The 21,382-nt window shown below is 65.5% G+C and carries 17 protein-coding genes; 3 read left to right on the top strand and 14 right to left on the bottom strand.

Annotation, left to right across the window (positions count from 1 at the left end; translation table 11 throughout):
* The first annotated feature begins 34 nt into the window (after positions 1–34).
* Positions 35–1,771, top strand: coding sequence for a dihydrolipoyl dehydrogenase (gene lpdA / locus HNO79_RS02420; RefSeq protein WP_214164628.1), 1,737 nt, complete (start codon positions 35–37; stop codon positions 1,769–1,771).
* A 234-nt stretch (positions 1,772–2,005) separates the two neighbouring features.
* Here the strand turns inward: lpdA and HNO79_RS02415 are convergent, their stop codons facing one another.
* The 6 genes from HNO79_RS02415 to HNO79_RS02390 form a co-directional block, all read right to left on the bottom strand.
* The gene (locus HNO79_RS02415) at positions 2,006–3,739 is read right to left on the bottom strand and encodes a putative bifunctional diguanylate cyclase/phosphodiesterase (RefSeq protein WP_048857293.1); all 1,734 of its coding nucleotides are present in this window, start codon (positions 3,737–3,739) and stop codon (positions 2,006–2,008) included.
* A 49-nt stretch (positions 3,740–3,788) separates the two neighbouring features.
* Positions 3,789–6,011: an EAL domain-containing protein gene (locus HNO79_RS02410; RefSeq protein ID WP_214176800.1), complete on the bottom strand. Its 2,223-nt coding sequence runs from the start codon at positions 6,009–6,011 to the stop codon at positions 3,789–3,791.
* A gap of 316 nt (positions 6,012–6,327) precedes the next feature.
* Positions 6,328–6,591: a DUF6587 family protein gene (locus HNO79_RS02405; RefSeq protein ID WP_010514223.1), complete on the bottom strand. Its 264-nt coding sequence runs from the start codon at positions 6,589–6,591 to the stop codon at positions 6,328–6,330.
* Positions 6,591–8,426, bottom strand: a complete 1,836-nt coding sequence (gene feoB / locus HNO79_RS02400) for a ferrous iron transport protein B (protein ID WP_214165396.1) — start codon at positions 8,424–8,426, stop codon at positions 6,591–6,593. The genes HNO79_RS02405 and feoB overlap by 1 nt, the downstream gene beginning before the upstream one ends.
* Positions 8,423–8,674, bottom strand: coding sequence for a FeoA family protein (locus HNO79_RS02395; RefSeq protein ID WP_010514220.1), 252 nt, complete (start codon positions 8,672–8,674; stop codon positions 8,423–8,425). Before HNO79_RS02395 ends, feoB begins: the two co-directional genes overlap by 4 nt.
* 69 nt (positions 8,675–8,743) lie before the next feature.
* Complete coding sequence (locus tag HNO79_RS02390; protein ID WP_244987399.1) at positions 8,744–10,129, bottom strand: cobyrinate a,c-diamide synthase; 1,386 nt, start codon at positions 10,127–10,129, stop codon at positions 8,744–8,746.
* Between the two features lie 71 nt (positions 10,130–10,200).
* Between HNO79_RS02390 and HNO79_RS02385 the strand changes: the two genes are divergently transcribed.
* The gene (locus HNO79_RS02385; protein ID WP_214165395.1) at positions 10,201–11,292 is read left to right on the top strand and encodes a cobalt-precorrin-5B (C(1))-methyltransferase; all 1,092 of its coding nucleotides are present in this window, start codon (positions 10,201–10,203) and stop codon (positions 11,290–11,292) included.
* A 181-nt stretch (positions 11,293–11,473) separates the two neighbouring features.
* Here HNO79_RS02385 and cobM read toward each other — a convergent pair whose 3' ends face one another.
* From cobM to cbiE, 3 genes are read right to left on the bottom strand one after another with little or no spacing between them, the layout of a single operon-like run.
* A complete protein-coding gene (gene cobM / locus HNO79_RS02380) occupies positions 11,474–12,226 on the bottom strand; it encodes a precorrin-4 C(11)-methyltransferase (protein WP_048856867.1) in 753 nt (250 codons plus the stop codon).
* Positions 12,223–12,597 carry a cobalamin biosynthesis protein gene (locus HNO79_RS02375; protein ID WP_010514216.1) on the bottom strand — a complete coding sequence of 125 codons (375 nt, stop codon included), beginning with the start codon at positions 12,595–12,597 and terminating at the stop codon, positions 12,223–12,225. Before HNO79_RS02375 ends, cobM begins: the two co-directional genes overlap by 4 nt.
* Positions 12,594–13,841, bottom strand: a complete 1,248-nt coding sequence (gene cbiE, locus HNO79_RS02370) for a precorrin-6y C5,15-methyltransferase (decarboxylating) subunit CbiE (protein ID WP_214165394.1) — start codon at positions 13,839–13,841, stop codon at positions 12,594–12,596. Before cbiE ends, HNO79_RS02375 begins: the two co-directional genes overlap by 4 nt.
* Positions 13,842–13,873: 32 nt before the next feature.
* On the opposite strand from cbiE, the gene HNO79_RS02365 reads away from it, so the two are divergent.
* The gene (locus tag HNO79_RS02365) at positions 13,874–14,644 is read left to right on the top strand and encodes a cobalt-precorrin-6A reductase (protein WP_214165393.1); all 771 of its coding nucleotides are present in this window, start codon (positions 13,874–13,876) and stop codon (positions 14,642–14,644) included.
* Here HNO79_RS02365 and cobJ read toward each other — a convergent pair.
* From cobJ to cobN, 5 genes are read right to left on the bottom strand one after another with little or no spacing between them, the layout of a single operon-like run.
* Positions 14,608–15,381, bottom strand: a complete 774-nt coding sequence (gene cobJ, locus HNO79_RS02360; RefSeq protein WP_214165392.1) for a precorrin-3B C(17)-methyltransferase — start codon at positions 15,379–15,381, stop codon at positions 14,608–14,610. The genes HNO79_RS02365 and cobJ overlap by 37 nt on opposite strands.
* Positions 15,378–16,115 carry a precorrin-2 C(20)-methyltransferase gene (locus tag HNO79_RS02355; RefSeq protein WP_214165391.1) on the bottom strand — a complete coding sequence of 246 codons (738 nt, stop codon included), beginning with the start codon at positions 16,113–16,115 and terminating at the stop codon, positions 15,378–15,380. The genes cobJ and HNO79_RS02355 overlap by 4 nt, the downstream gene beginning before the upstream one ends.
* A complete protein-coding gene (locus tag HNO79_RS02350) occupies positions 16,112–16,753 on the bottom strand; it encodes a precorrin-8X methylmutase (RefSeq protein ID WP_039733046.1) in 642 nt (213 codons plus the stop codon). The genes HNO79_RS02355 and HNO79_RS02350 overlap by 4 nt, the downstream gene beginning before the upstream one ends.
* A complete protein-coding gene (gene cobG / locus HNO79_RS02345; protein ID WP_214165390.1) occupies positions 16,750–17,982 on the bottom strand; it encodes a precorrin-3B synthase in 1,233 nt (410 codons plus the stop codon). Before cobG ends, HNO79_RS02350 begins: the two co-directional genes overlap by 4 nt.
* On the bottom strand, positions 17,979–21,353 hold the full coding sequence (gene cobN, locus HNO79_RS02340; RefSeq protein WP_214165389.1) for a cobaltochelatase subunit CobN: 3,375 nt from the start codon (positions 21,351–21,353) through the stop codon (positions 17,979–17,981). The genes cobG and cobN overlap by 4 nt, the downstream gene beginning before the upstream one ends.
* Between the last annotated feature and the right edge of the window lie 29 nt (positions 21,354–21,382).

Raw genomic sequence — 21,382 nt, 5'->3', positions numbered from 1 at the left:
CGCGCAACCGCATAGCAAGCAGGACTGAATAGACATGACAATCGACATCAAGGTGCCCACGCTGGGCGAAAGTGTGACCACGGCTACGGTCAGCAAGTGGCTGAAGCAGCCCGGCGATACCGTGAACGCGGATGATCCGGTCGCTGAACTGGAAACCGACAAGGTCAGCGTGGAAGTCCCCGCCCCGCAGGCTGGCGTGCTGGGCGCACACGCCGTGAAGGAAGGCGACGAGGTTGAGGTCGGCACCGTACTGACCACCCTGACCCCCGGCGCGGGTGGCCAGAAGGCAGCACCCGCCGCCGCCAGGCCAGCCCAGCCTGCACCGGCTGCCGCCGCCCCTGCCACGGCCCCCGCGCCCAAGGCTGCCGCCGAGGCCCCGGCGGAGACGGATTACGATGTGATCGTGATCGGCGCAGGCCCCGGTGGCTATGTGTGCGCCATCCGCGCAGCCCAGCTTGGTTTCAAGGTGGCATGTGTGGAAAAGCGCGCGACGCTGGGGGGCACCTGTCTGAATGTTGGCTGTATCCCGTCCAAGGCGCTGCTGCAGCAGTCCGAAAACTTCCATGCCGCCAAGGATGAGTATGGCGAGATGGGCATCATCATCGACAGCGTGAAGCTGGACCTGGCGAAGATGATGGCGCGCAAGCAGTCCGTGGTCGACGCCAACGTGAAGGGCGTGGAGTTCCTGTTCAAGAAGAACAAGATCACCTGGCTCAAGGGCACAGGCAAGGTCGAGGGCACGGGCCGTATCACGGTTGATGGCAAGCCGGTCACGGCCAAGCATATCGTGATCGCCAGCGGCAGCGACAGCGCAGGCCTGCCGGGCGTGGATGTTGATGAAAAGCAGATCGTCACCTCCACCGGCGCGCTTGAACTCTCCGCTGTTCCCAAGAAGATGGTCGTGATCGGCGGTGGCGTGATCGGGCTTGAACTGGGCAGCGTATGGCACCGGCTGGGCGCGGACGTGACGGTCATCGAATACCTCGACCGTCTGGTGCCGGGCACGGATAACGAAGTGGCCAAGACCTTCCAGCGCATCCTGACCAAGCAGGGCCTGAAGATGAAGCTGGGCCACAAGGTGACCAAGGCGGAAAAATCCGCCAAGGGTGTCACCCTGACCGTGGAACCCGCGCAGGGCGGGACGGCGGAAACGCTGGAAGCCGACGTGGTTCTGCTGGCCATTGGCCGTACGGCGGCCAGCAAGGGCTTCGGGCTGGAAGAAGCCGGTATTGAACTGGACAAGCGTGGCCGGATCGTCACCGATGCGCATTACGCAACCAGCGTGCCGGGCATCTATGCCATTGGTGACGTGATTGCAGGCCCGATGCTGGCGCACAAGGCCGAGGAAGAAGGCGTTGCCGTGGCCGAACTGCTGGCGGGCCAGGCAGGCCACGTCAATTATGGTGCCATCCCCGCCGTGGTCTACACCTGGCCGGAAGTCGCAACCGTCGGCAAGACCGAAGAAAACCTGAAGGAAGAGGGTGTTTCCTACAAGGTTGGTAAATTCCCCTTCACTGCGAATGGCCGTGCGCGCGCCATCGGCATGACGGACGGATTTGTAAAGGTTCTGGCCGATTCCACCACCGATCAGGTGCTGGGTGTGCATATCATCGGCCCGATGGCGGGCGAACTGATTGCCGAATGCACAATGGCGATCGAATTCGGCGCGTCGTCGGAAGATATTGCACGCACCTGCCACGCCCATCCCACGCTGAGCGAAGCGGTGAAGGAAGCGGCGCTGGATGTGGACAAGCGCGCGATCCATATCTGATCTGGCGTGACTGAAAGAAAACCCACCCGGCAGGTCTGCTGCCGGGTGGGTTTTTTGTTTACCAAGCAGAAACTTTATAATTTCCTGAAACTACGTAAAATTTTCTAGAGTTTGTTCAGGAAATAAAAGTTTTTGGTAAAGCTTTTTCCAAAAAGCTTCTGGAAACACCGGATTTTTTGGAAAAAGGCAGCATCCAGCAACGTCTTTTTAGTTAACAGTACAATGGCACAGGCATCAGGATGCGGTCGGCGCGGGGTTCCAGGCTTCTTCGCGGGTAATGCGGATCAGTTCCGTGGCGGAGACCGCAGGCGAAATGAAGAAACCCTGCACATAATCCACGCCCAGCTTGCGCACCGTATCGAATTCGTCCTGCGTTTCCACGCCTTCCACCGTTACGGCAAGGTTGTAGCCGTGACCCAGTTTGATGAGCGAGGCCAGAAGGCTGCGTGCCTTGGTATCCGACCCGATATTGCGAACCAGGCAACGGTCCAGCTTCAGTGACTGTAACGGCAGTTCCCGCAGGGTGGACAGGCGTACAGTTCCGTATCCGAAATTGTCCATCGCCAGGCCGAACCCGTCTTCGGCCAGCCCGCGCAGGCGCAGGCGACTTTTTTCCGCGCGCCGTCCCTGCAGCATCTGTTCGGTGACTTCCAGCATGAAAGTGCCGGGATCAAGGTTGAGCTGCCTGATTTCACTGAACAGGTCGATCTGCTGTTCAAGGTTCAGCAGGTCCAGATGCGACAGGTTGACCGCCAGCCGCAGGCTGGGAAGACCCGCTTCCTTCCATTTCAGGATATCATCATGGAAGGACTGCACCAGATGCGTTTCCATGATCTGGGCCAGCGCGGAATCCGCGAACACATCGGTGAAGGCACCGGCGGACAGCAGTCCACGTTCGGGATGGTGCCAGCGCATCAGGGCTTCCGCCTGTTCGATCCTGCCGGTGCGGGCGTTGAGGATGGGCTGGTAATAGACCTCGAACTGCTTTTCCACGACGCCCTGCCGGGCTTCCGACAGGATCTTGGCCCGCTCCATCGTGGTCTTGTGCAGGCTGGGTGTGAACATGCGTGCCTGCTTGCCACCCGCCTGCTTGGCGGCATAGACCGCGACATCGGCGTTTTTCTGCAGCCCCTCCAGCGTGTCCTCGCTGGTGATGGGGGTGGCGCCGATACTGCCGGAAATGCGCACGGTGGCGCTGTCCAGCATGATCGGTTCTTCCAGCAGGTTCTGGATCTTGTTCAGGATGGTCTGCAGCGGCGTGTGCTTCAGGCTGTGATGCAGGATCACCGCGAACTCATCCCCGCCCAGACGGCTTATGGCATCCTGCGGCCCGATCACTTCGATCAGGCGCGTCGCAATGGTCTTGAGCACCTCATCACCGGCATGGTGGCCATGGATGTCATTGACGGGCTTGAAGCCGTCAAGGTCGAACATCACCAGTACCTGCGGGTCGGCGTTACGGCGCTTGCTGGCCTCGACCGCGGTGACAAGGCTTGCGTTGAACCCCCCACGGTTCAGCAGTCCGGTCATGACATCGGTCGCGGCCTGTTTTTTCAGCCGGACCTTGGTGTTCATGAGTTCGGTAATCTCGAAACGGGTTGCCACGAACCCGCTTATGTCCCCGTTTGCGTTCTTGTGGGGGATAATGGTGGTCGCCACCCAGTAATGGCTGCCGTCCTTGGCGCGGTTGCACAGGTTGCCATACCATGTCTCCCCCGAATACAGGGTGCGGTACATGTCGCGGAAGAACGCCTTGTTATGCTCCCCGGAATTCAGGATACGGTGGGTGTGGCCCAGCAGTTCTTCACGCGAGTACTGGCTGATCTGGCAGAATTTGTCGTTAACGTAGGTAATGATCCCCTTGCGGTCAGTGACCGCCACGATCAGGACATTATCCACCACGTCCGCCCAGAAGTCGGCATCTTCATGTGTTAGGGCACGAAGCCTGTTATCATGGTGTGCGGACATTCTGTTACCTCGATACGAAGCGGGAAACGGGGAATTACCGGTACTCAATCTAGGACGATTTCTTCTTATCGGAAACCGTTTTGGCAGCTGCGCCGGCCGGCGGGGTCTTCTTGACCGTCTTGTGCTGCCGTACCCATTTTTCCAGGTCGTCGGGGGCCAGCGGCTTGGCGAACAGGTAGCCCTGCATCACGTCGCAGTTCAGTTCTTCCAGCAGTTCGCGCTGCTGTTCGGTCTCCACCCCTTCGGTCACGACCGTCATGCCAAGGCGCGAGCCAATGCCGATCACGGCCATGGTCACGGCCTGCGCGTTGGTGTCGTATTCGAAATCATTGATGAAGCTGCGGTCGATCTTGATTTCCGTCAGCGGCAGGCGCGTCAGGCGCGACAGCGACGAATACCCCGTCCCGAAATCATCCATCGACAGGCCACAGCCAAGGTTGCGGATGGACTGCAGCACTTCCTCGGTATCGCGGCTGTTGTCCATCATCACGCTTTCGGTGATTTCCACCGTCAGGCGCGCGGCCTTGAGGTCGTGGTCCTTCAGCAGGGCGGCGATGTGTTCAGGCAGCGCGCGGTTGCGGAAATGCACCGCCGACAGATTCACGGCCACGGTCGGCACATGGATGCCGTCGCGGTCCCATTTCACGATCTGGCGGCAGGCCTCCAGCAGCGACCACCGGCCGATGGCCTCGATCTGGCCGGTTTCCTCCGCCACCGCGATAAAGCGCGAGGGATAGATGTTGCCCAGCGTCGGATGATGCCAGCGCGACAGGGCTTCCACCCCGCTGAGTTCGAGCGTATGCGTGCGCACCTGCGGCTGGTAATGCAGGTTCAGCATGCCCTTGGCCAGTGAATCACGCAGCGCGGAGCCCAGCACCAGACGGTCCTGCGCCACCTGGTTCTTTTCAAGGTTGGCGAAGCGGAAGGTGCCGCGCCCGTCTTCCTTGGCCTGTCGCAGCGCCACGTCCGCCGTGCTGAGCAGCGATTCACTGTCCGGCCCGTTATCGGGATAGGTGCTGATGCCGATGGAGCAGGAAATCGTCAGTGTGTTCTGCCCGATCTGCATGGGCTTGGCGATGGTGGTCAGCAGGCATTCGGCAAATTCGGCGGCTTCCTTGTTGGGGCAGTTGGGCACCACCACCACGAATTCATCCCCGCCCGAGCGGCTGATGACATACCCATCCAGCGCGATGGCGCGGATACGGGCCGCGATTTCAACCAGGAACTGGTCGGCATAGACATGGCCCAGGGCGTCGTTGATGTCGCGGAAGCGGTCGATGTCCAGCATGAAGATGGCAAACTGGCGGTTGCCATCCTGCTTGTTGATCATGCTCTCGATCACCTTGTGGACCGAGGACCGGTTGAGCAGCCCGGTCAGGCTGTCGAAATTGGCAAGGTGGGAGATGTGTTCCTGCGTTGCATTCTGCTCGAACGCCAGTGCACAGAAGGGAATGCAGGAATCGACGATGCGCTGCGGCCATGTGTTGCGGCCCTGGTCCTCACGCGAATACAGGGCGAAAATGCCCTTGACCTGACCCGACCGGGTGCAGACCGGCGTGCAGAAACACTGCTGCAGCCCCAGCGAGATCCCGAGCGAGCGGTAGCTGTCCCACACCAGGCGCGTGGCGTATTTGGGATCAAGCCGCAGCTTCTCCAGCTCGGACGATGAAATGTACAGGCTTTCCAGCGATGCCCGGTACCGCTTGGGCAGTGTGGGGCTGGACAGGACACGCAGCTGCCCGTCAGGCGTGATGAGCATGAGCACCGCAACCGTGCCGGGCACGAAGCTTTCCACCCGGCGGCACAGCAGGTCGGCCACATCCTGTATGACCATGTCGCTGGCCAGCGCCTGCAGCACGTCGTTCTGCAGGATCAGGATCTTGCGCTGCTGGCTTTCGTTGGTGACGTTTTTCATCACCCCCATGAAGAAGATGCGTCCGTTATCGGTCACGACCTTCGACAGGGACAGTTCGCCACAGATGTATTCCCCGTCGCTGCGGGTGAACTCCACCTCACGCGATGTGCCGACAATACGGTTCTGGCTGCTGGATCGGCTGCGGTCCACAAACGCGTCATGTCCGTTGCGATGCAGCATGGGCACCAGCACGTTCACGTTCTGGCCAAGCACGTCCTTCTTGTCCAGACCCCACAGGTTTTCCGCAGCGCTATTGAAAAAGATGACACGGTTCTGGTCATCGATAATAACGGTTGCGTCTATGGCCTGTTCCAGTGCCGAAATCAGGACTTCAGCGCTCAGGTTAGGCTTGGACATTGAGTTACCTCGCAAAAGGGACAAGGACGGCCTGCAGCCACGAGCCATGCGGACCGTGGGGCATGCAGTATGGGACAAGTAGGCACACGGCGTGCCGGACGTGACGTTATAGGGAAGACGGACATGCCGGTAATAGCAGTGGGCGCAGGCATATCATATGAACAGCAGACATATATTACATATTATATAGAATAGTATTTATTCCGAATTTGTATAGACAAAAACCATGGTACACGATTTAACAGAAAACCAGATGGTCTATATAACCCATCCCGGTGCACTGATCCATCGCGTCATTTGTTTAAAATACCCGTACTTACCTGACCGCTTTTCTGTCTGTGCTACAGGTTTCACCACGACAGCCGGAACATCCGCCGCATCCGCCAGCGGAACGGGGTGCGGCGCGCCGGGTGGCGTAGCGGGTCATGGCGGCAGGGGCATGAAGCCACCGCAGCAGGCTGCCTGTCTGGTGCCAGCCCTTGCGCGCCAGTGCCGGAAACAGCCGTCCCGCCCAGTACAGCGCGCACGCCAGCACCAGCCCGCAGGCCAGCAGCGTCTGCAGCAGCGTCGTGAAATGCATCAGAACATCCGTGCGATATGGTAGGTCAGGAACGCCGCGACATAGGCAAGGGCAAACAGGTACCCCGCCGCAAGCGCCACCACGCGCCATGATGACGTCTCCCGCCGGATGACCGCCAGCGTTGCAACGCATTGTGGCGCGTAGACATACCACGCCAGCAGCGACAGCGCGGTCGCCATGCTCCAGTGCGTGGGCAGCATCTGCCCAAGCTGGATGGCCGCCTGATCGGTATCCGTGCCGGAGCCAAGGGAATAGACCGTGGCCAGCGCACCCACCGCGACTTCACGCGCGGCAAGCCCGGGAATCAGCGCCACGCAGATCTGCCAGTTGAAGCCCAGCGGCGCGAAGACCGGCAGCATCAGGTGGCCGATCCGGCCTGCAAGGCTCCAGTCGATGGCAGGCCCAGGCGCACCCGGCGGCGGGGCGGGAAAGCTGGACAGGCCCCACAACAGCACCGTGAGCGAGACAATGGTCGTGCCCACGCGTAGCAGGAAGATGCGCGCGCGTTCCCACAGCCCCAGCGCAAGGTCGCGCGGGTTGGGCAGGCGGTAGGCAGGCAGTTCCATAAGCAGGGTGGCTTCCTGCCGGTCGGCATTGCGCCAGCGCAGTATGCGCGCCACCACCACGGCGGAGATGATGCCCAGCGCATACAGCCCGAACAGGACAAGCCCCTGCAGGTTCAGGAATCCGGCGATGTTGCGGTGGGGAATGAATGCCCCGATCAGCAGCGTATAGACCGGCAGCCGGGCCGAACAGGTCATGAGCGGCGCGATCAGAATGGTCACCAGCCGGTCACGCGGGTTCTGGATCGTGCGCGTGGCCATGACCCCGGGCACGGCGCAGGCAAAGCTGGACAGCAGCGGAATGAAGGAACGCCCGCTCAGCCCCGCGAATGACATAAGCCGGTCCAGCAGGAACGCGGCCCGGGGCAGGTAGCCCGATTCCTCCAGCGCCAGTATCCATGCAAACAGGATCAGGATCTGCGGCAGGAACGTCACCACGCTGCCGGCCCCCGCGATCACGCCATCCACGATCAGGCTGCGCAGCACGCCATCGGGCAGCATCTGCCCGACCTGCTGCCCCAGCCAGCCCATGCCCGCATCGATTCCGTCCATGACGGGCTGGGCCCATGAAAAAACCGCCTGGAACATGAAGAACAGCAGCACGATCAGGATGACCGGCCCCCAGACCGGGTGCAGCACCCATCGGTCCAGCCGTTCTTCCACCCGGTCGGACAGGGGGGTGGACTGGGTCACGCAGTCCGACAGGATCTGCCGCACCAGTGCATGCAGGTCGGTGCCCGCGGGCAGGGGCGTGGGCACGGGGGGCAGGGTTTCGTCCAGCTGTGTCAGCAGGCTGCGTGCGCCGTCCCGCCTGATTCCCACCGTGGGCACCACCGGCATGCCGATTTCCGCCTGCAGGCGGGGCAGGTCGATCTCCATGCCGCCGCGCTGGGCCGCATCGATCATGTTCAGTGCCAGTACCACCGGCCGGCCAAGGTTGCGCATTTCCAGCACGAAGCGCAGGTGCAGCCGCAGGTTCGTCGCATCCGCAACGCAGACCAGCAGGTCGGGCGCAGCCTCCCCTTTGTAGGTGCCGGCGCAGACATCGCGGGTGACGGCTTCATCGGGGCTGGTGGCGTTCAGGCTGTATGCGCCGGGCAGGTCCAGCAGGCGCACGGTATGGCCCGCGGGTGTGGTGAACCAGCCTTCCTTGCGTTCCACCGTAGCACCGGCGTAATTGGCCACTTTCTGCCTGCTGCCGGTCAGCAGGTTGAATAGCGCGGTCTTGCCGCAGTTCGGATTGCCGACCAGTGCGATGTTGAGTGTGGTCATGCCGGTGTCCCAACCGCGGCATGGACGTTCACGCGATCGGCTTCCGTGCGGCGCAGGGCAAATCGTGTGAAGCCGATGCGCACCGCCAGCGGATCCCCCCCCAGTGGCGCGGTCGCGACAACGCGCACCGCCTCCCCCGGCACGAAGCCGAGTTCACGCAGTCTGTGGGCCACGGGGTCTGTGCTGCCGTGGTCATCAACGCTGTCGATCACGGCGTCGGTTCCGCGTGGCAGGTCACTCAGTCGCATAAGGCGGTATTATCCGGACAATAATAGTAAGTGATAATTATTATTAAATACTGGTGGTAATGTTGTCCATCATGTTTGTTCCGATACCTGCGCCGTGGCGGATGCGGGTATGCCGGGTGTGCATGTAGCCCCGTCGTGCAATGCGGGCAGCGTGGACAGGATATGGAAGAACGTGCCCGATACCAGCCCGCGCCGGCCCCCGCCCGTGCCACGTGGTTCGCCGTATCCGTCGTGCATGTCCGCCAGTGTCGTGTCATTACCCGGATCTGTCACGGTGGCGTAATGGAATTCATGCCCGCGCAGGACCGTCCCCGCCCGGCCAATGGCACAGTCGTGGCGCAGTTGCGCCGTGCGATAGCCCAGGTTCATCCGTCGCCGCGCAAATGATGTGGCATGCCCCAGCAGCCCGGTCATGCGGTGGGTTTCCCCTGCCTTGTCCGTCAGGCTTTCACCCAGCACCATGAATCCCCCGCATTCCCCATGCACCGGCCGGGTCTGCGCGAAGCATGCCAGCGCATGGCGGAAATGGTCCGCTGCCGCCAGCCGCCCGGCATGCAGTTCGGGATAGCCGCCAGGCAGCCAGCAGGCATCGCATCCGTCCGCCGGGCCTTCGTCATTCAGCGGGGAGAAAAAATGCAGTTCTGCCCCCGCCCTGCGCCAGCCTGCCGCCACGTGTGCGTACAGGAAGGAAAAGGCCGCGTCATTCGCCACCGCGATCCGCTGCCCCGGTGGAGCGATGGCAATGGCGTCAGTCGCAGCGGCAGGGGACTGTGGCATGGCGCAGGCAAGTATGGCGTCAAGGTCAAGGTCTCGTTCGGCCTGCGTGGCCAGACGTTCGGCCAGTGCATCCAGCCCGCCATGCTCCCGCGCCTGTACCAGTCCCAGATGGCGTTCGGGCATCTGCAGTTGCGTATCACGCCCGAATGCGCCCAGTACCGGTATGCCCGTGGCGGTAATGGCCCGTGTCGCCATGGCGGCATGACGGGGGGACCCCACGCGGTTCAGGATGACCCCCGCGATCCGGACGGAGGGATCAAGCGTTGCAAAACCCAGCGCGGTGGCCGCCGCTGACTGCCCCTGCCCGGAAATATCCAGCACCAGCACGACCGGCAGGCCAAAGCGTGCGGCGATATCCGCAGGCGCGCCCCGCGCGCCGCGTGGCTCCATCAGTCCGTCAAACAGACCCATGGAGGCTTCGGTCACCAGCATGTCGCAGCCTGAACACGCCTGCGACATGACATCATCCAGCAGCGCGGGCGGCATGGCCCAGCTGTCCAGGTTGAGGCTGGACAGCCCGGTCAGCGCTTCATGGAACGCAGGGTCGATATAGTCCGGCCCGGTCTTGGCCCCGCGCACGGCAATACCCCTGCGGCGCAGGGCGGCCAGCAGGGCCAGCGTCAGCGTGGTCTTGCCGCCACCAGATCGGGGCGCGGCTATCATCAGCCCTCGTGTCATCGTATCCGTTCCTGCTAGACCGTGTTGAGCCAAGTCACCTTTTACCCCTGCAGGGAAAGAAGACCACCCAGATGGAGCGTACCCATACCAGCCTGCGCCGGGGATGGACCACTGGCAGCTGCGCCACCGCCGCCGCCCGTGCCGCATGGTGTGGCTTGTGCGGGGGAGCGTTTCCCGACCCTGTGACCATTATCCTGCCTGGCGGGCAGCATGTGGCGTTCGCGCTGGCGGCCCACGGGCATGATGGTGATGGCGCATGGGCGGAGGTTGTGAAGGACGCAGGCGACGACCCGGATGTGACACACGGCGCGCATGTGCGTGTGGACGTGCGTCGTGGGCCACCGGGAAGTGGCGTGGTGTTTCGTGCGGGCGAAGGCGTGGGCACCGTGACCCTGCCCGGCCTGCCCGTCCCGCCGGGCGAGCCCGCCATCAACCCGGTGCCCCGCCGCATGATCCGGACCGCCCTGCGTGACGTGGCGGGGCGGGAACCGGATGTTGTGGTCACGGTGTCCGTCGCGGGTGGGCAGGACATGGCGCGTCATACGCTCAATGGCCGTCTCGGAATCGTGGGCGGTCTGTCCATTCTGGGCACGACGGGCATTGTCGTGCCGTTTTCCTGTGCCGCGTGGATCGACAGCATCCATCGCGGCGTGGACGTGGCGCGCGCGCTGGGCCTGCCGCATGTGGCGGGCTGCACGGGCGATGTGTCGGAACGGGCCACGCGGGCGCTGTACGACCTGCCGGAAGAAGCCATGCTGGAAATGGGGGATTTTGCCGGTGGCCTGCTGAAATACCTGCGCCGTCATCCGGTGGGGCGTGTGACCATTGGTGGCGGCGTGGCCAAGATGACCAAGCTGGCGCAGGGTTTTCTTGATCTGCATTCCCGCCGTGGACAGGCGGACATGACGCGGCTGGCGGCGCTTGCGCAGGGGATGGGGGGACCTGATCCGCTGGTGGAGGACATTGCACGGAGCCATTCCGTCGCCGCCGCCTTCGCGCTGGCGGCCGGGGCCGGGTATCCCCTTGGTCCGGCTGTTGCGCACGGGGCGTGGCAGGCGGCGGCCGATGTGCTGGCTGGCAATGACTGCGTGCTGGATGTGCTGCTGTTCGACCGCGCGGGCACGCTGGTTGCCCGGCATGGCCCGCATCCGGTCAGGGGCTGAAACGCGGTATCATCATATCCGGTTTTATTTACCAAAACGGCAAAAGATGGATGATTACTACTTCTGGATAAAAGTTTTTGGTAAAATTTCCCCAAAAAAGTTTCAGGGAACGCCGCCTTTTGAAGAAGGCGGCACCCAAAATTTTTTATCTTTTGGTCTCGATACTTTCTGGCGCTGTCGTTCAGGACCGGAAGCGGCGATGATAATCGGCGTTGTACAACGCGCTTTCCCTGAAATTGTGCGTGCCCAGCGCCCGGCCCACCAGCACCAGTGCCGTGCGCTCGATGGGATTTTCCGACAGCTTCGCACAGATATCCCCCAACGTGCCGCGCAGCACCAGTTGGTCAGGCCATGTCGCCCGCGCCACAATGGCCACGGGACAGTCCGCACCATAAAGCGGCGTCAGGTCGGCCACGATCCGGTCCAGCACATGAATGGCCAGATGGATTGCAAGCGTTGCGCCCGTCGCGCCGAAAGCGACCAGTTTTTCACGGTCCGGCATGGCCGATGCCCGCCCGCTGACACGCGTCAGCACCACGCTCTGCGCCACTTCGGGCACCGTCAGTTCCCGCCCCAGAACGGAAGCGGCAGCAGCAAAGGCTGGCACGCCCGGTGTCATGGTCCACGGAATGCCATGGCGGTCCAGACGGCGGATCTGTTCGGCTACCGCGCTATAGACAGACAGATCACCTGAATGCAGGCGCGCCACATCCTGTCCCGCCGCATGGGCCTTCAGATATTCCTGCTCGATCAGGTCCAGCGTCAGCGGGGCAGTATCCACCAGCCGCGCATCTGGCGGGCAGTGTTCCAGCATTTCGGCCGGTACGATGGAACCCGCGTACAGGCAGACCGGGCATGCCGCCAGCAGGTCGCGCCCACGCAGGGTCAGCAGGTCGGCAGCGCCCGGACCTGCGCCAATGAAGTGTACGGTCATGCATCCTCTCCCTGTGCCATGGCACATGTTGCGTGGGTGCCGGTCAGGCGCGGCACGATCAGTCGTGAGTACGGCCCCGCCGCCGCCAGCGCGCAGCCTTCCGCCACCGACGCGACACCCAGTGCAGCCTGCGCGCGGGCAGATCGGGTCAGGCAGCGCGGCTGTGCCGCGGCCAGTTCATCCGGCGTCACCGCGCACAGCGTCAGGCCCAGCCGGGCGAGTGCCGCCTGCAGCCCGGCCTCGCGGTAGCGGAAGGCGGGCACGGCCACAAGGTCCGCCTGCCTGCCACAGCGTTCGTGGGCCGCCTGCAGCAGGTCAAGGATCGCCCCCGCCGCGCACCCGCTGCGCAGGCCAAGTCCCGCGACGATCATGCGGATGCGTCCTGCGCGCGGGTGACGGCGTAGCTGGTCACGGTCATGCCGGGGCGGAATCCGTGGAAGCGCCCGATGGCCTCCAGCCGTTCCACCTGCATGCGCGTCAGCGTGCCGCCCCGGCGGGCATGGGCGGCCATGATCGCTGCCTCGCTTTCCAGTGTGACGGCATTGGCGACCAGCCGCCCGCCTGGCCGCAGCGCGCGCCATGCCGCGTCCAGCATGCCGGGACTGCTTATGCCGCCACCAATGAAAATGGCATCAGGTGGTGGCAGGCCATCGGCCGCAAGTGTGGGCAGGATTGCAGGCGCTTCCCCCGCTACGATATGCAGCGCGGGCACGCCAAGGTTCAGGGCGTTACGGGCGATGCGGGCACGGCGGTCAGCCGATTTTTCAATGGCGACAGCCCGGTTGGCCGGGTGGCGCAGCATCCATTCAATGCTGATCGACCCCGATCCGCCGCCAATGTCCCACAGCACTTCGCCCCGTCGCGGGGCAAGGGCAGACAGGGTTGCTGCCCGGATCTCGCGCTTGGTGATCTGCCCGTCATGGGCAAACATCTCATCAGGTAGCCCGCAGGCCAGCGGGATGACCAGCGCATCACGTGTCGCCACGATATCCAGCGCCATCAGGTTCAGCCGGGGCGGGCGGGGCGCATCCGCCGCCATGTCCGCAACTGTTGCGGTGTGGTGCGTCTGTCCCGCCCCGCCCAGCGCGCCCAGCACATGCATGGTGGACGGACCAAAGCCGCGTTCGTGCAGCCAGCGCGCGAACCGCGCAGGCGTTTCTTCATCCGCCGACAGCACCACGAGCCGCGCACCGGGCTGCAGGGCAGGGGCCACGGCCTCCATCGGGCGACCGCACAGGGACAGGACATTCACATCCTGTTCCGCCCAGCCCAGCAGGTTGCATGCCAGTGCTACGGAAGACGGCGCGGGATAACACCGCATTTCACCCATCGGCACGTGGCGGCACAGCGTGCTGCCCACTCCGAACAGGAACGGATCACCAGATGCCAGCACGCACACGGCCTGCCCGCGATGGGCCAGCAACCGGGCAACGCCATCGACAAAGGGGTGCGGCCAGGCCAGCGTGCGCCCGGTTGTCACCGTCGCCGCAAGGGCCAGGTGGCGCGCGCCACCCACCACCAGGTCCGCGCCCGCGATCAGGGTGCGCAGGGCCGGGGGCAGGCCCTCGACACCTTCCTCGCCAATGCCGATAACATGCAGCCATGGGGTGGTCATGCGCAGGCCCCGTTGCAGGCAGGGGGGAAAAGATGCGGGTTCTGGTTCTGGGTGGCACGACGGAGGCCCGCGCGCTGTATGGCCTTCTGGAACAGGCGGCCGCACGGTTTGATGTCACGGTCTCCCTCGCCGGGGCCACGCGCGCGCCCGTCCTGCCACGGCTTGCGGTCAGGATCGGCGGGTTTGGCGGGGTGGACGGCCTGCGGGAGTGGCTGGTGGCGCACCGGATCGAGGCGGTCATTGACGCGACCCACCCCTTTGCCGTGCGCATGAGCGCCAATGCCGTACAGGCCTGTGCGCAGGCGGGTGTCGCGCTGCTGCGCGTGGAACGTCCCGGCTGGACGCCGGTGGCGGGGGACCGCTGGATACGGGTGGGCGACATGCAGGCCGCTGCCCGCGCACTGGGCGCCACGCCGCGCCGCGTGCTGCTGACGGTGGGGCGCAAGGACCTGCTGCCCTTCCATCATGCGGGGGCGCATGACTGGCTGCTGCGCAGCGTGGACCGGCCCGATGCAGCCCTGCTGCCGCCCGGCGCGCGGGTGCTGCAGGCGCGTGGTCCCTTTGATGTCGCGGCCGAGGATGCGCTGCTGCGCACTGAACGCATTGATGTGATCATCACCAAGAATTCCGGCGGCACGGCAACATCTGCCAAGCTGGAGGCCGCGCGCGTACTGGGCCTGCCGGTCATCATGGTCGATCGCCCGCCTGTGGCCCCGGCCCCCACCGTGGCCGATGCGGGGGGCGCCATGGCATGGCTGGAGTGCCTTTATGCGCACGTCTCATCCACCCGGCGGGAGGTATAGAGCCATTTCCCGCCATCCGCGCGGTCAATCACATGGGTCAGCGGGCAGCCGATCAGCACCAGCGTGCTCATGTCCACCTGTTCGGGGTCGGCATGGGCGATATCGGTCAGGATCACGCGTTCATCCGGGCGGCCTATGGCGCGGGCGAAGGCGACCGGCACATCGCCGGGCAAAATGGTGCGCAGCAGGTCCAGCGCTTCGCCCAGCTGGTCGGGCCGGGCCTTTGAACGTGGATTGTACAGCGCAATGACCAGCCCCGCGCCCGCGGCGGCGGCCAGCCTGCGGTGCACCACCTCGCGCGGCTTGAGGTTGTCCGACAGGGAAATGACACAGAAATCCCCCCCCAGCGGCGCACCCAGCCGGGCGGCTGCGGCCAGCACGGCTGAGACGCCGGGTATGACCGTGACATCCACCCCCCGCCATGCGGCGGGGCCGTGATCGATGGCTTCGAACACGGCGCTGGCCATGCCGAATACGCCTGCATCCCCGCCGGATACGACCGCCACGGTCCGGCCCGCCAGTGCAAGTTCAATGGCATGGCGCGCGCGGTCCAGTTCCACGCGGTTGTCGGATGCGTGGCGCACGACCTCCGGCCCGGATTTGACCCGGGCGACATAGGGTGCGTAGCCGATCAGGTCGGTTGCCTGCGCCAGTGCATGACCGGCCTGCGGGGTCTGCTGTTCCGGCGCGCCGGGGCCAAGCCCCACGATGAAGATGCGCCCTGCCGCCTGCGTCATCGCGCGTCCTCCCGCCCGGGGACAAGGATGATGGAGAAATAGGGGGCCGGTCCCGTCATGTCCGCAAGCCTCATCCAGCGCTGCTGCGGCTGGGTCGCGCGTTCGACATAGATCGCGCGGTCCTCGCGCCCCGCATGGCGCAGCGCGGTCCGCACCTTTTCAAGGTTGCGGCCCAGCTTCATGATGACGGCGGCATCCGCGCGTTCCAGTGCTGCGGTCAGCGCCGCTTCATCCAGCGTGCCGGGAATGACGCACAGCACGTCATCCCCATGCACCATCGGCTGCCGCGCGGCCGACCAGCATCCCGCCATGGCGGTAATGCCGGGCACCACGGTGCAGGCAAAACGGTCCTGCAGGCGGTCGAACACATACATGGCCGACCCGAACAGGAACGGGTCCCCTTCACACAGCAGGGCCACGTCCTGTCCGTTCTGCAGGCGGGTTGCGATCTGTCCGGCGCAGTCATCGTAAAATGCCGCCATGCGCACCAGATAGGCCGGGTCGCTGACCGGGATTTCCGTGGTGAAGGGATAGGCGAAGCGCAGGGTCTCGGCCTGTGCGGGCAGCATGTCGCCAGCGATCTGGCGGGCATGACCGGGCCGGTCATGACGGCAGAACCATGCCACCACCGGGCTTTCGCGCAGCATGCGCGCGGCCTTCAGGGTCATCAGTTCCGGATCACCCGGCCCCATGCCAAGGATGGACAGGCGGCCTGTCGCGGCGCTGGCGTTCATTCCGCTTCACTCGCCAGCGCGTTGACGGTGGCCGCCGCCATGGCGCTGCCCCCCAGACGTCCGCGCACGATAATGAACGGCAGGTCGCCAAATTCCGCCAGCGCGTCCTTGGATTCCGCCGCCCCGACAAAACCGACCGGCATGCCAATGACCGCCGCCGGCCGGGGTGCGCCCGCGCGAATCATTTCCAGCAGGTGGAACAGCGCGGTCGGCGCGTTGCCGATGGCCACCACCGCGCCATCCAGCCGGTCGCCCCACAGGTCCATCGCCGCGGCCGAGCGGGTATTGCCGATTTCCTTTGCAATCACGGGCGTGCGCGGGTCGCGCAGTGTGCAGATGACCGCGTTGTCGGCAGGCAGGCGCGCGCGGGTCACGCCATGGGCGACCATGTTCGCATCACACAGGATGGGCCGGCCCGCCAGCAGGGCTGCGCGCGCACTGCTTACGAAATCGGGGGACATGCGGATGGATTTCACCACATCCACCATGCCGCAGGCGTGGATGATGCGCACGACCACGCGGGCTTCGGCCTTGGTCAGCCCGCTCAGGTCGGCTTCGGCGCGGATGATGGCAAAGGAACGGGCATAAATCGCCGCCCCGTCATGAATATAGTCGTACGGTTCCGTCTGCGGGGTCATGCCGGTTCAGTTCTCCCGTTGCGTGGGGTGGGATTGGTGGGGTGCCGGGACCAGCCCCGCACGATCGGATGTATCTGTGCCAGTGAAAGCCCGATGTCCACAGGCGTATTGTCCGCCCGGCCATGCGGGCATAGGCCATACCCGTCCGGTCCCGCCACCAGCGTGATGTCGGCAGGAGCGGGGTGGGCGCATCCCTTGGCGCAGCCTGATACATGCAGGCTGACACCCGGCGGCAGGTCGGGGGCCAGTACCTGCGCGTCCGCAATCACGTCGCGCGCAGCACACGCGCAGCCACGTGTGCCGATGCACGCCCATATGCGCAGGCGTGGGTCATCCGCGTGCGTGATCAGGCCGGGCAGGGCGGGGGGCACCGCGCACTGTTCCAGCACGATCGCGCGCCACGGGGCCACGCGCATATGGCCATTTCCGTGGTCATCGCACCATTGCGCAATGTCTTCGAACATGCGGGCGGTAACGGGACCGGGCGGCAGCACGGCGCCCATGGCGTGACCGGGCAGGGGTCCTGCAGGCCGGGGGCTGTGCCGGGTCGCGGGTGGGGCGGCCATAGTATTCTGTCGCCCGATGCGGGCAAAGGCGACCCGGCCCAGCATGGGATCACGCAGGGGCCGTGCGGCGGGGGATGCTGCCGCCAGCGCATGCGCCAGCGCGACAGCAACGGGTGGAACGTCATGTCCAGCGCAGGCCAGCGCGCGATCACCACAGACCACCAGCCACCCGCCATTCGTGGCGCGGGCGACAATATCCGCGCGCAGCGTCCCTGCGGGGATATATCCTCCACATTCCACGCCCACCACGAATTTGGCGGGCAGCCCACACAGCGTATCGGCACCGGCAAGGGCGGCATCCAGCGCCCGGATCACCTGTAGCGCATCGGGTGCCGCATCCGGGTCGATCCCGGCCAGTGGCGACAGCAGCAGGCTGCGCCGTGCCTCGGTCGCGGCATCGCTGCTGGCCAGTCCTGCCGCGTGCATGTCGCGGGCAAAGGCGCGGGCGCTGTGTGGCGTCAGGCCACGCAGTTGCAGGTTGCCCCGGCTGGTCAGTTCGATCAGGCCATTGCCATGCATGGTGGCGGCGCGGGCGATCTGTCGCGCCTGTGTCCCGGACAGGCGGCCCAGTGGCGGGCGCACGCGGGCCAGCCAGCCATCGGCGGCTTCCATGGGAGTGTGCAGGCCGGGACACCAGCCGCGTATGGCGGGTGGCGTGGTCATGGCCGTGTATCATCCAGCAGCATGGCCGCGGAATTGCTGCGCGGCCGCCACAGGTCGCGGCGCAGCGCATCGGCCAGCAGGCGGCGTATGGCGGCATGCGCGTCGGGATTGGCGTGGCGCAGGAAGGCATCCATGTCCGGGTCGTCCAGCACGGCGTGGAAGGTCAGGTCAAACTGCCGGTCGAAACGCGCAGGCATGGTTGCGGCGAAACCATGCAGGGCCTCTACCCCGCGTGCGATGTCCGCAGCGCCCCGGTAGCCATGGCGGCGCATGCCCGCCAGCCACGCCGGGTTGGTCAGCCGTCCGCGCGTGATCCGGGCCACTTCCTGCGCCGTGGCCCGCAGGCGCGGCGCATCGGGGCGGGAGGTATCGCCATGCAGCAGGCGCGGCGTATTGCCCAGCATGCTGGCCGCCGCGGCCATGCCGCCTTCATGGGTGGCCATGTCCGCGCTTTCCAGAATGTCGGTTTCGGCACTGTCCTGCACATGCAGCACGACCGCCGCCCCCGCCATGCGCGCGGCCAGCGCGTCGGGCTGGCGCTGTCCCTCGCGGTTGCCGCCATAGGTCCATGCCGACCCATCCAGCCATGCCTGTCCCAGATCGTCACGCGTTGACCATGTGCCACGCGCCAGCGGGTCTTCCATCCCCGTGCCGTAACTGCCGGGCGCCGCGCCAAACATGCGTGCGGTCGCGGCCTGCAGCGTCGCCCCGTCCAGCCCCGCCGCCTGTGCCGCCAGCGGGTTGAGGCCGGGGGCCTCGAAACCACGTGCGGCCACGGCCTGCACCGCCTGTTCAAACAGGGCGATCTGCCCCGGAAAAGCGTCACGGAACAGGCCCGACAGGCGCAGCGTCACATCCACGCGCGGACGGTCGAGTTCCGCCATCGGGATGACCTCGATCCCCGTGACCCGTCCTGATGCGTCATCCCATACCGGGCGCACCCCCATCAGCAGCAGCGCAAGGGCAAGGTCCTCGCCCCCCGTGCGCAGGCTGGCCGATCCCCACAGGTCAATGACCAGACTGCACAGCGGCTCGCCCTGATCCTGCAGGTGCCCTTCCAGCAGCACTTCCGCCGTGCGCTGCGCCAGCACCATGGCGGACCGGGTGGGAATGGCGCGCGGGTCCATGGCGTACAGGTTGCGCCCCGTCGGCAGTACGTCGGCCCGGCCCCGCGTGGGCGCGCCCGCCGGCCCCGCCGGGACGAACCGTCCGTCCAGCGCCGCCAGCAGCGCCGCGCTTTCCGCAGGGCCGCAGGCCAGCAGGCGGGTGGTGATGTCGTCCGTCGCCACCCCGCCGCATGACCGTGCGATGGCCTGCGCCAGTTCGGTCGCGCGCGGCGGCGGATTGCCGAATACGTGCAGTCCGTCGCGGATCTGCAGGTCCTTTACGTCACACAGATAGGCATCAAGCCGGGCAAGGGCTTCGTCCTCGTCATCGGTGCGGGTCAGGCCGGTTTCATTCAGCAGGCCAAGGCTGTCGGCGCGTTGCAGGATGTCCCCGCGCAGGATCGCGCCCCGCCTGCGGTCCAGTCCGTCAGCGGCGGCATATTCATCAATCAGCCGTTCAAGGTCGCCCGTATCGGCCCCCGCTGAACCAGCAGGCACGATGGGCGGCGTCATGTGCCCGATGGTGACCGCCCCCAGCCTGCGCCGGGCTGCGGCGGCCTCGCCAGGGTTGTTGACGATGAAGGGGTAAATGACCGGCATGCCGCCAACCAGCACCGATGGCCAGCACGTGGCCGACGGGGCCGCGGCCTTGCCTGGCAGCCATTCCAGCGTGCCATGCGTGCCCAGATGCACCATGGCGTCCAGTTGCCGTTCATGGCGCAGCCACAGGTAGAACGCGACATAGGCATGGCGTGGTGGCGTGTCGGGATCATGATAGCCCGCATGCCGGTCGGTCGTGGCCCCGCGATCGGGCTGCAATGCCATCAGGATATGGCCAAGATGGACATGACGCAGGCAGAACCGGCCATCGGTTACTGCCGGATCCTCTTCCGGCGCGCCCCAGCAGGCGGCCAGTGCGTCGCGCAATGTGGCGGGTAGTGCGCCCAGCCACTGGCGGTAGGTGGTGACGGAAACGAAGGGTCGCGCCGGTGCCCGCGCCAGCATGTGGGCCAGTGCATCCGCCGTGGGCAGGGACGCATCACCCGTATCGTAACCGGCGTCGCGCAGCAGGCGCAGGATGTGTTCAAGGCTTGCGAAACTGTCCAGCCCCACGGCATGCGCCGCCTGTCCCGTGGGGGCACCCTGCGCGCCGGGATAATCGGACAGGATGATCCCCACCCGTCGCGCGGCGGGCGCTTCATGCCCCAGCCGCGCCCATCCGACCGCGCGTGCGCAGGTCAGGGTGATGCCATCGGGATAGGGTTCATGGCGCGCGGGCAGGCCGGGGGTGGTTTCTTCCTTGAAGGAAATGGGGCAGGCGGGAATGCGGCCATCCAGTTCAGGCAGCACCACCTGCATGGCCAGGTCGGCCTGCGACAGGCCGCGCACGCTGTCGCGCCATACGGTATGGGGAATGCCCGGCTGCTGCACCTGCAGTACCGGCACGCCCGCGAGATCCAGCGGGGAACGGCTGTCATTCCCTGCGCGGGCGGAAAAGAAGGTGGCGTTTATGATGACGTCCGGCGGGCAGGCCGTCAGCCGTGCGGCCACCACCCGGGCGGAGTCAGGGTTCTTGAGCGATGTGACATAGACAAGGTCCGCCCCCATGCCGTGGCGCGCCAGTTGCGCTGCCAGCTGCGTAACGGGTGCGATGTCACCGGCCAGCAGGTGCGCGCGGTAGAACACCACCATGGCGCGCAGCGGCAGCGCCGGGTCGGCTTCATGCAGCACATCGGCGGGTGGCAGGGGAACGGGAGCGGTGCCGTCATCCGCACAGCGACCTGCCAGATGCGCCATAAGCCGCAGGGCGGCTTCCATATTGGCCGTGCCCCCCGTGCGCAGCAGCGCGTCAAGGCGGGCGCGCATGCGTTCCGGCATGGTGGACAGGGCGGCAAGGCGGGGGTCATCGCGCCCGTCCCCCGCCACGAAGGCCAGTGGAATGCCCCCCTGCCGGCACGCGCGCGACAGCTCTTCCGCCCCGTAGCGCCAGTATTCCACGCCGCCGAGCAGCCGGACCACCACGCAGCGCGAGTCCATGATCGTATCGGCCACGTACAGGTCGATGGACATGGGATGCAGCAGGCGCGACAGCGTGGCCATGCGCAGGGTCGCGGCAGGCGCGTCCTGTGCCGCGTGGGCGGCGCTCAGGCACAGCAGGTCACTGTCCGAAAAGGACAGGAACACGATATCAGCCGGGGCATGCCCCAGGTCTTCCGCCTGCGCGCCGTCATCCAGCGTGCGGACCTCACGTGCAAGCAGATGCATGGCGCTGCCCCGTTCCCGTCAGTCTGCCT

It is taken from the genome of Komagataeibacter oboediens (genome assembly GCF_018491655.1).
GTDB lineage: Bacteria > Pseudomonadota > Alphaproteobacteria > Acetobacterales > Acetobacteraceae > Komagataeibacter > Komagataeibacter oboediens.
Note: the sequence above shows the minus strand (reverse complement) of the source record. Positions and strands in the feature narration are given on the sequence as shown.

What these genes read in the sequence shown, in the direction of transcription:
- cbiE (WP_214165394.1), bottom strand. Translation starts at nt 13,841, where the DNA reads ATGACCACCCCATGGCTGCATGTTATCGGCATTGGCGAGGAAGGTGTC.
- cobJ (WP_214165392.1), bottom strand. Translation starts at nt 15,381, where the DNA reads ATGACGCAGGCGGCAGGGCGCATCTTCATCGTGGGGCTTGGCCCCGGC.
- HNO79_RS02415 (WP_048857293.1), bottom strand. Translation starts at nt 3,739, where the DNA reads ATGTCCGCACACCATGATAACAGGCTTCGTGCCCTAACACATGAAGAT.
- lpdA (WP_214164628.1), top strand. Translation starts at nt 35, where the DNA reads ATGACAATCGACATCAAGGTGCCCACGCTGGGCGAAAGTGTGACCACG.
- HNO79_RS02395 (WP_010514220.1), bottom strand. Translation starts at nt 8,674, where the DNA reads ATGCGACTGAGTGACCTGCCACGCGGAACCGACGCCGTGATCGACAGC.
- HNO79_RS02365 (WP_214165393.1), top strand. Translation starts at nt 13,874, where the DNA reads ATGCGGGTTCTGGTTCTGGGTGGCACGACGGAGGCCCGCGCGCTGTAT.
- feoB (WP_214165396.1), bottom strand. Translation starts at nt 8,426, where the DNA reads ATGACCACACTCAACATCGCACTGGTCGGCAATCCGAACTGCGGCAAG.
- HNO79_RS02350 (WP_039733046.1), bottom strand. Translation starts at nt 16,753, where the DNA reads ATGACCCCGCAGACGGAACCGTACGACTATATTCATGACGGGGCGGCG.
- cobM (WP_048856867.1), bottom strand. Translation starts at nt 12,226, where the DNA reads ATGACCGTACACTTCATTGGCGCAGGTCCGGGCGCTGCCGACCTGCTG.
- HNO79_RS02405 (WP_010514223.1), bottom strand. Translation starts at nt 6,591, where the DNA reads ATGCATTTCACGACGCTGCTGCAGACGCTGCTGGCCTGCGGGCTGGTG.
- cobG (WP_214165390.1), bottom strand. Translation starts at nt 17,982, where the DNA reads ATGACCACGCCACCCGCCATACGCGGCTGGTGTCCCGGCCTGCACACT.
- cobN (WP_214165389.1), bottom strand. Translation starts at nt 21,353, where the DNA reads ATGCATCTGCTTGCACGTGAGGTCCGCACGCTGGATGACGGCGCGCAG.
- HNO79_RS02355 (WP_214165391.1), bottom strand. Translation starts at nt 16,115, where the DNA reads ATGAACGCCAGCGCCGCGACAGGCCGCCTGTCCATCCTTGGCATGGGG.
- HNO79_RS02375 (WP_010514216.1), bottom strand. Translation starts at nt 12,597, where the DNA reads ATGATCGTCGCGGGACTTGGCCTGCGCAGCGGGTGCGCGGCGGGGGCG.
- HNO79_RS02410 (WP_214176800.1), bottom strand. Translation starts at nt 6,011, where the DNA reads ATGTCCAAGCCTAACCTGAGCGCTGAAGTCCTGATTTCGGCACTGGAA.
- HNO79_RS02390 (WP_244987399.1), bottom strand. Translation starts at nt 10,129, where the DNA reads ATGACACGAGGGCTGATGATAGCCGCGCCCCGATCTGGTGGCGGCAAG.
- HNO79_RS02385 (WP_214165395.1), top strand. Translation starts at nt 10,201, where the DNA reads ATGGAGCGTACCCATACCAGCCTGCGCCGGGGATGGACCACTGGCAGC.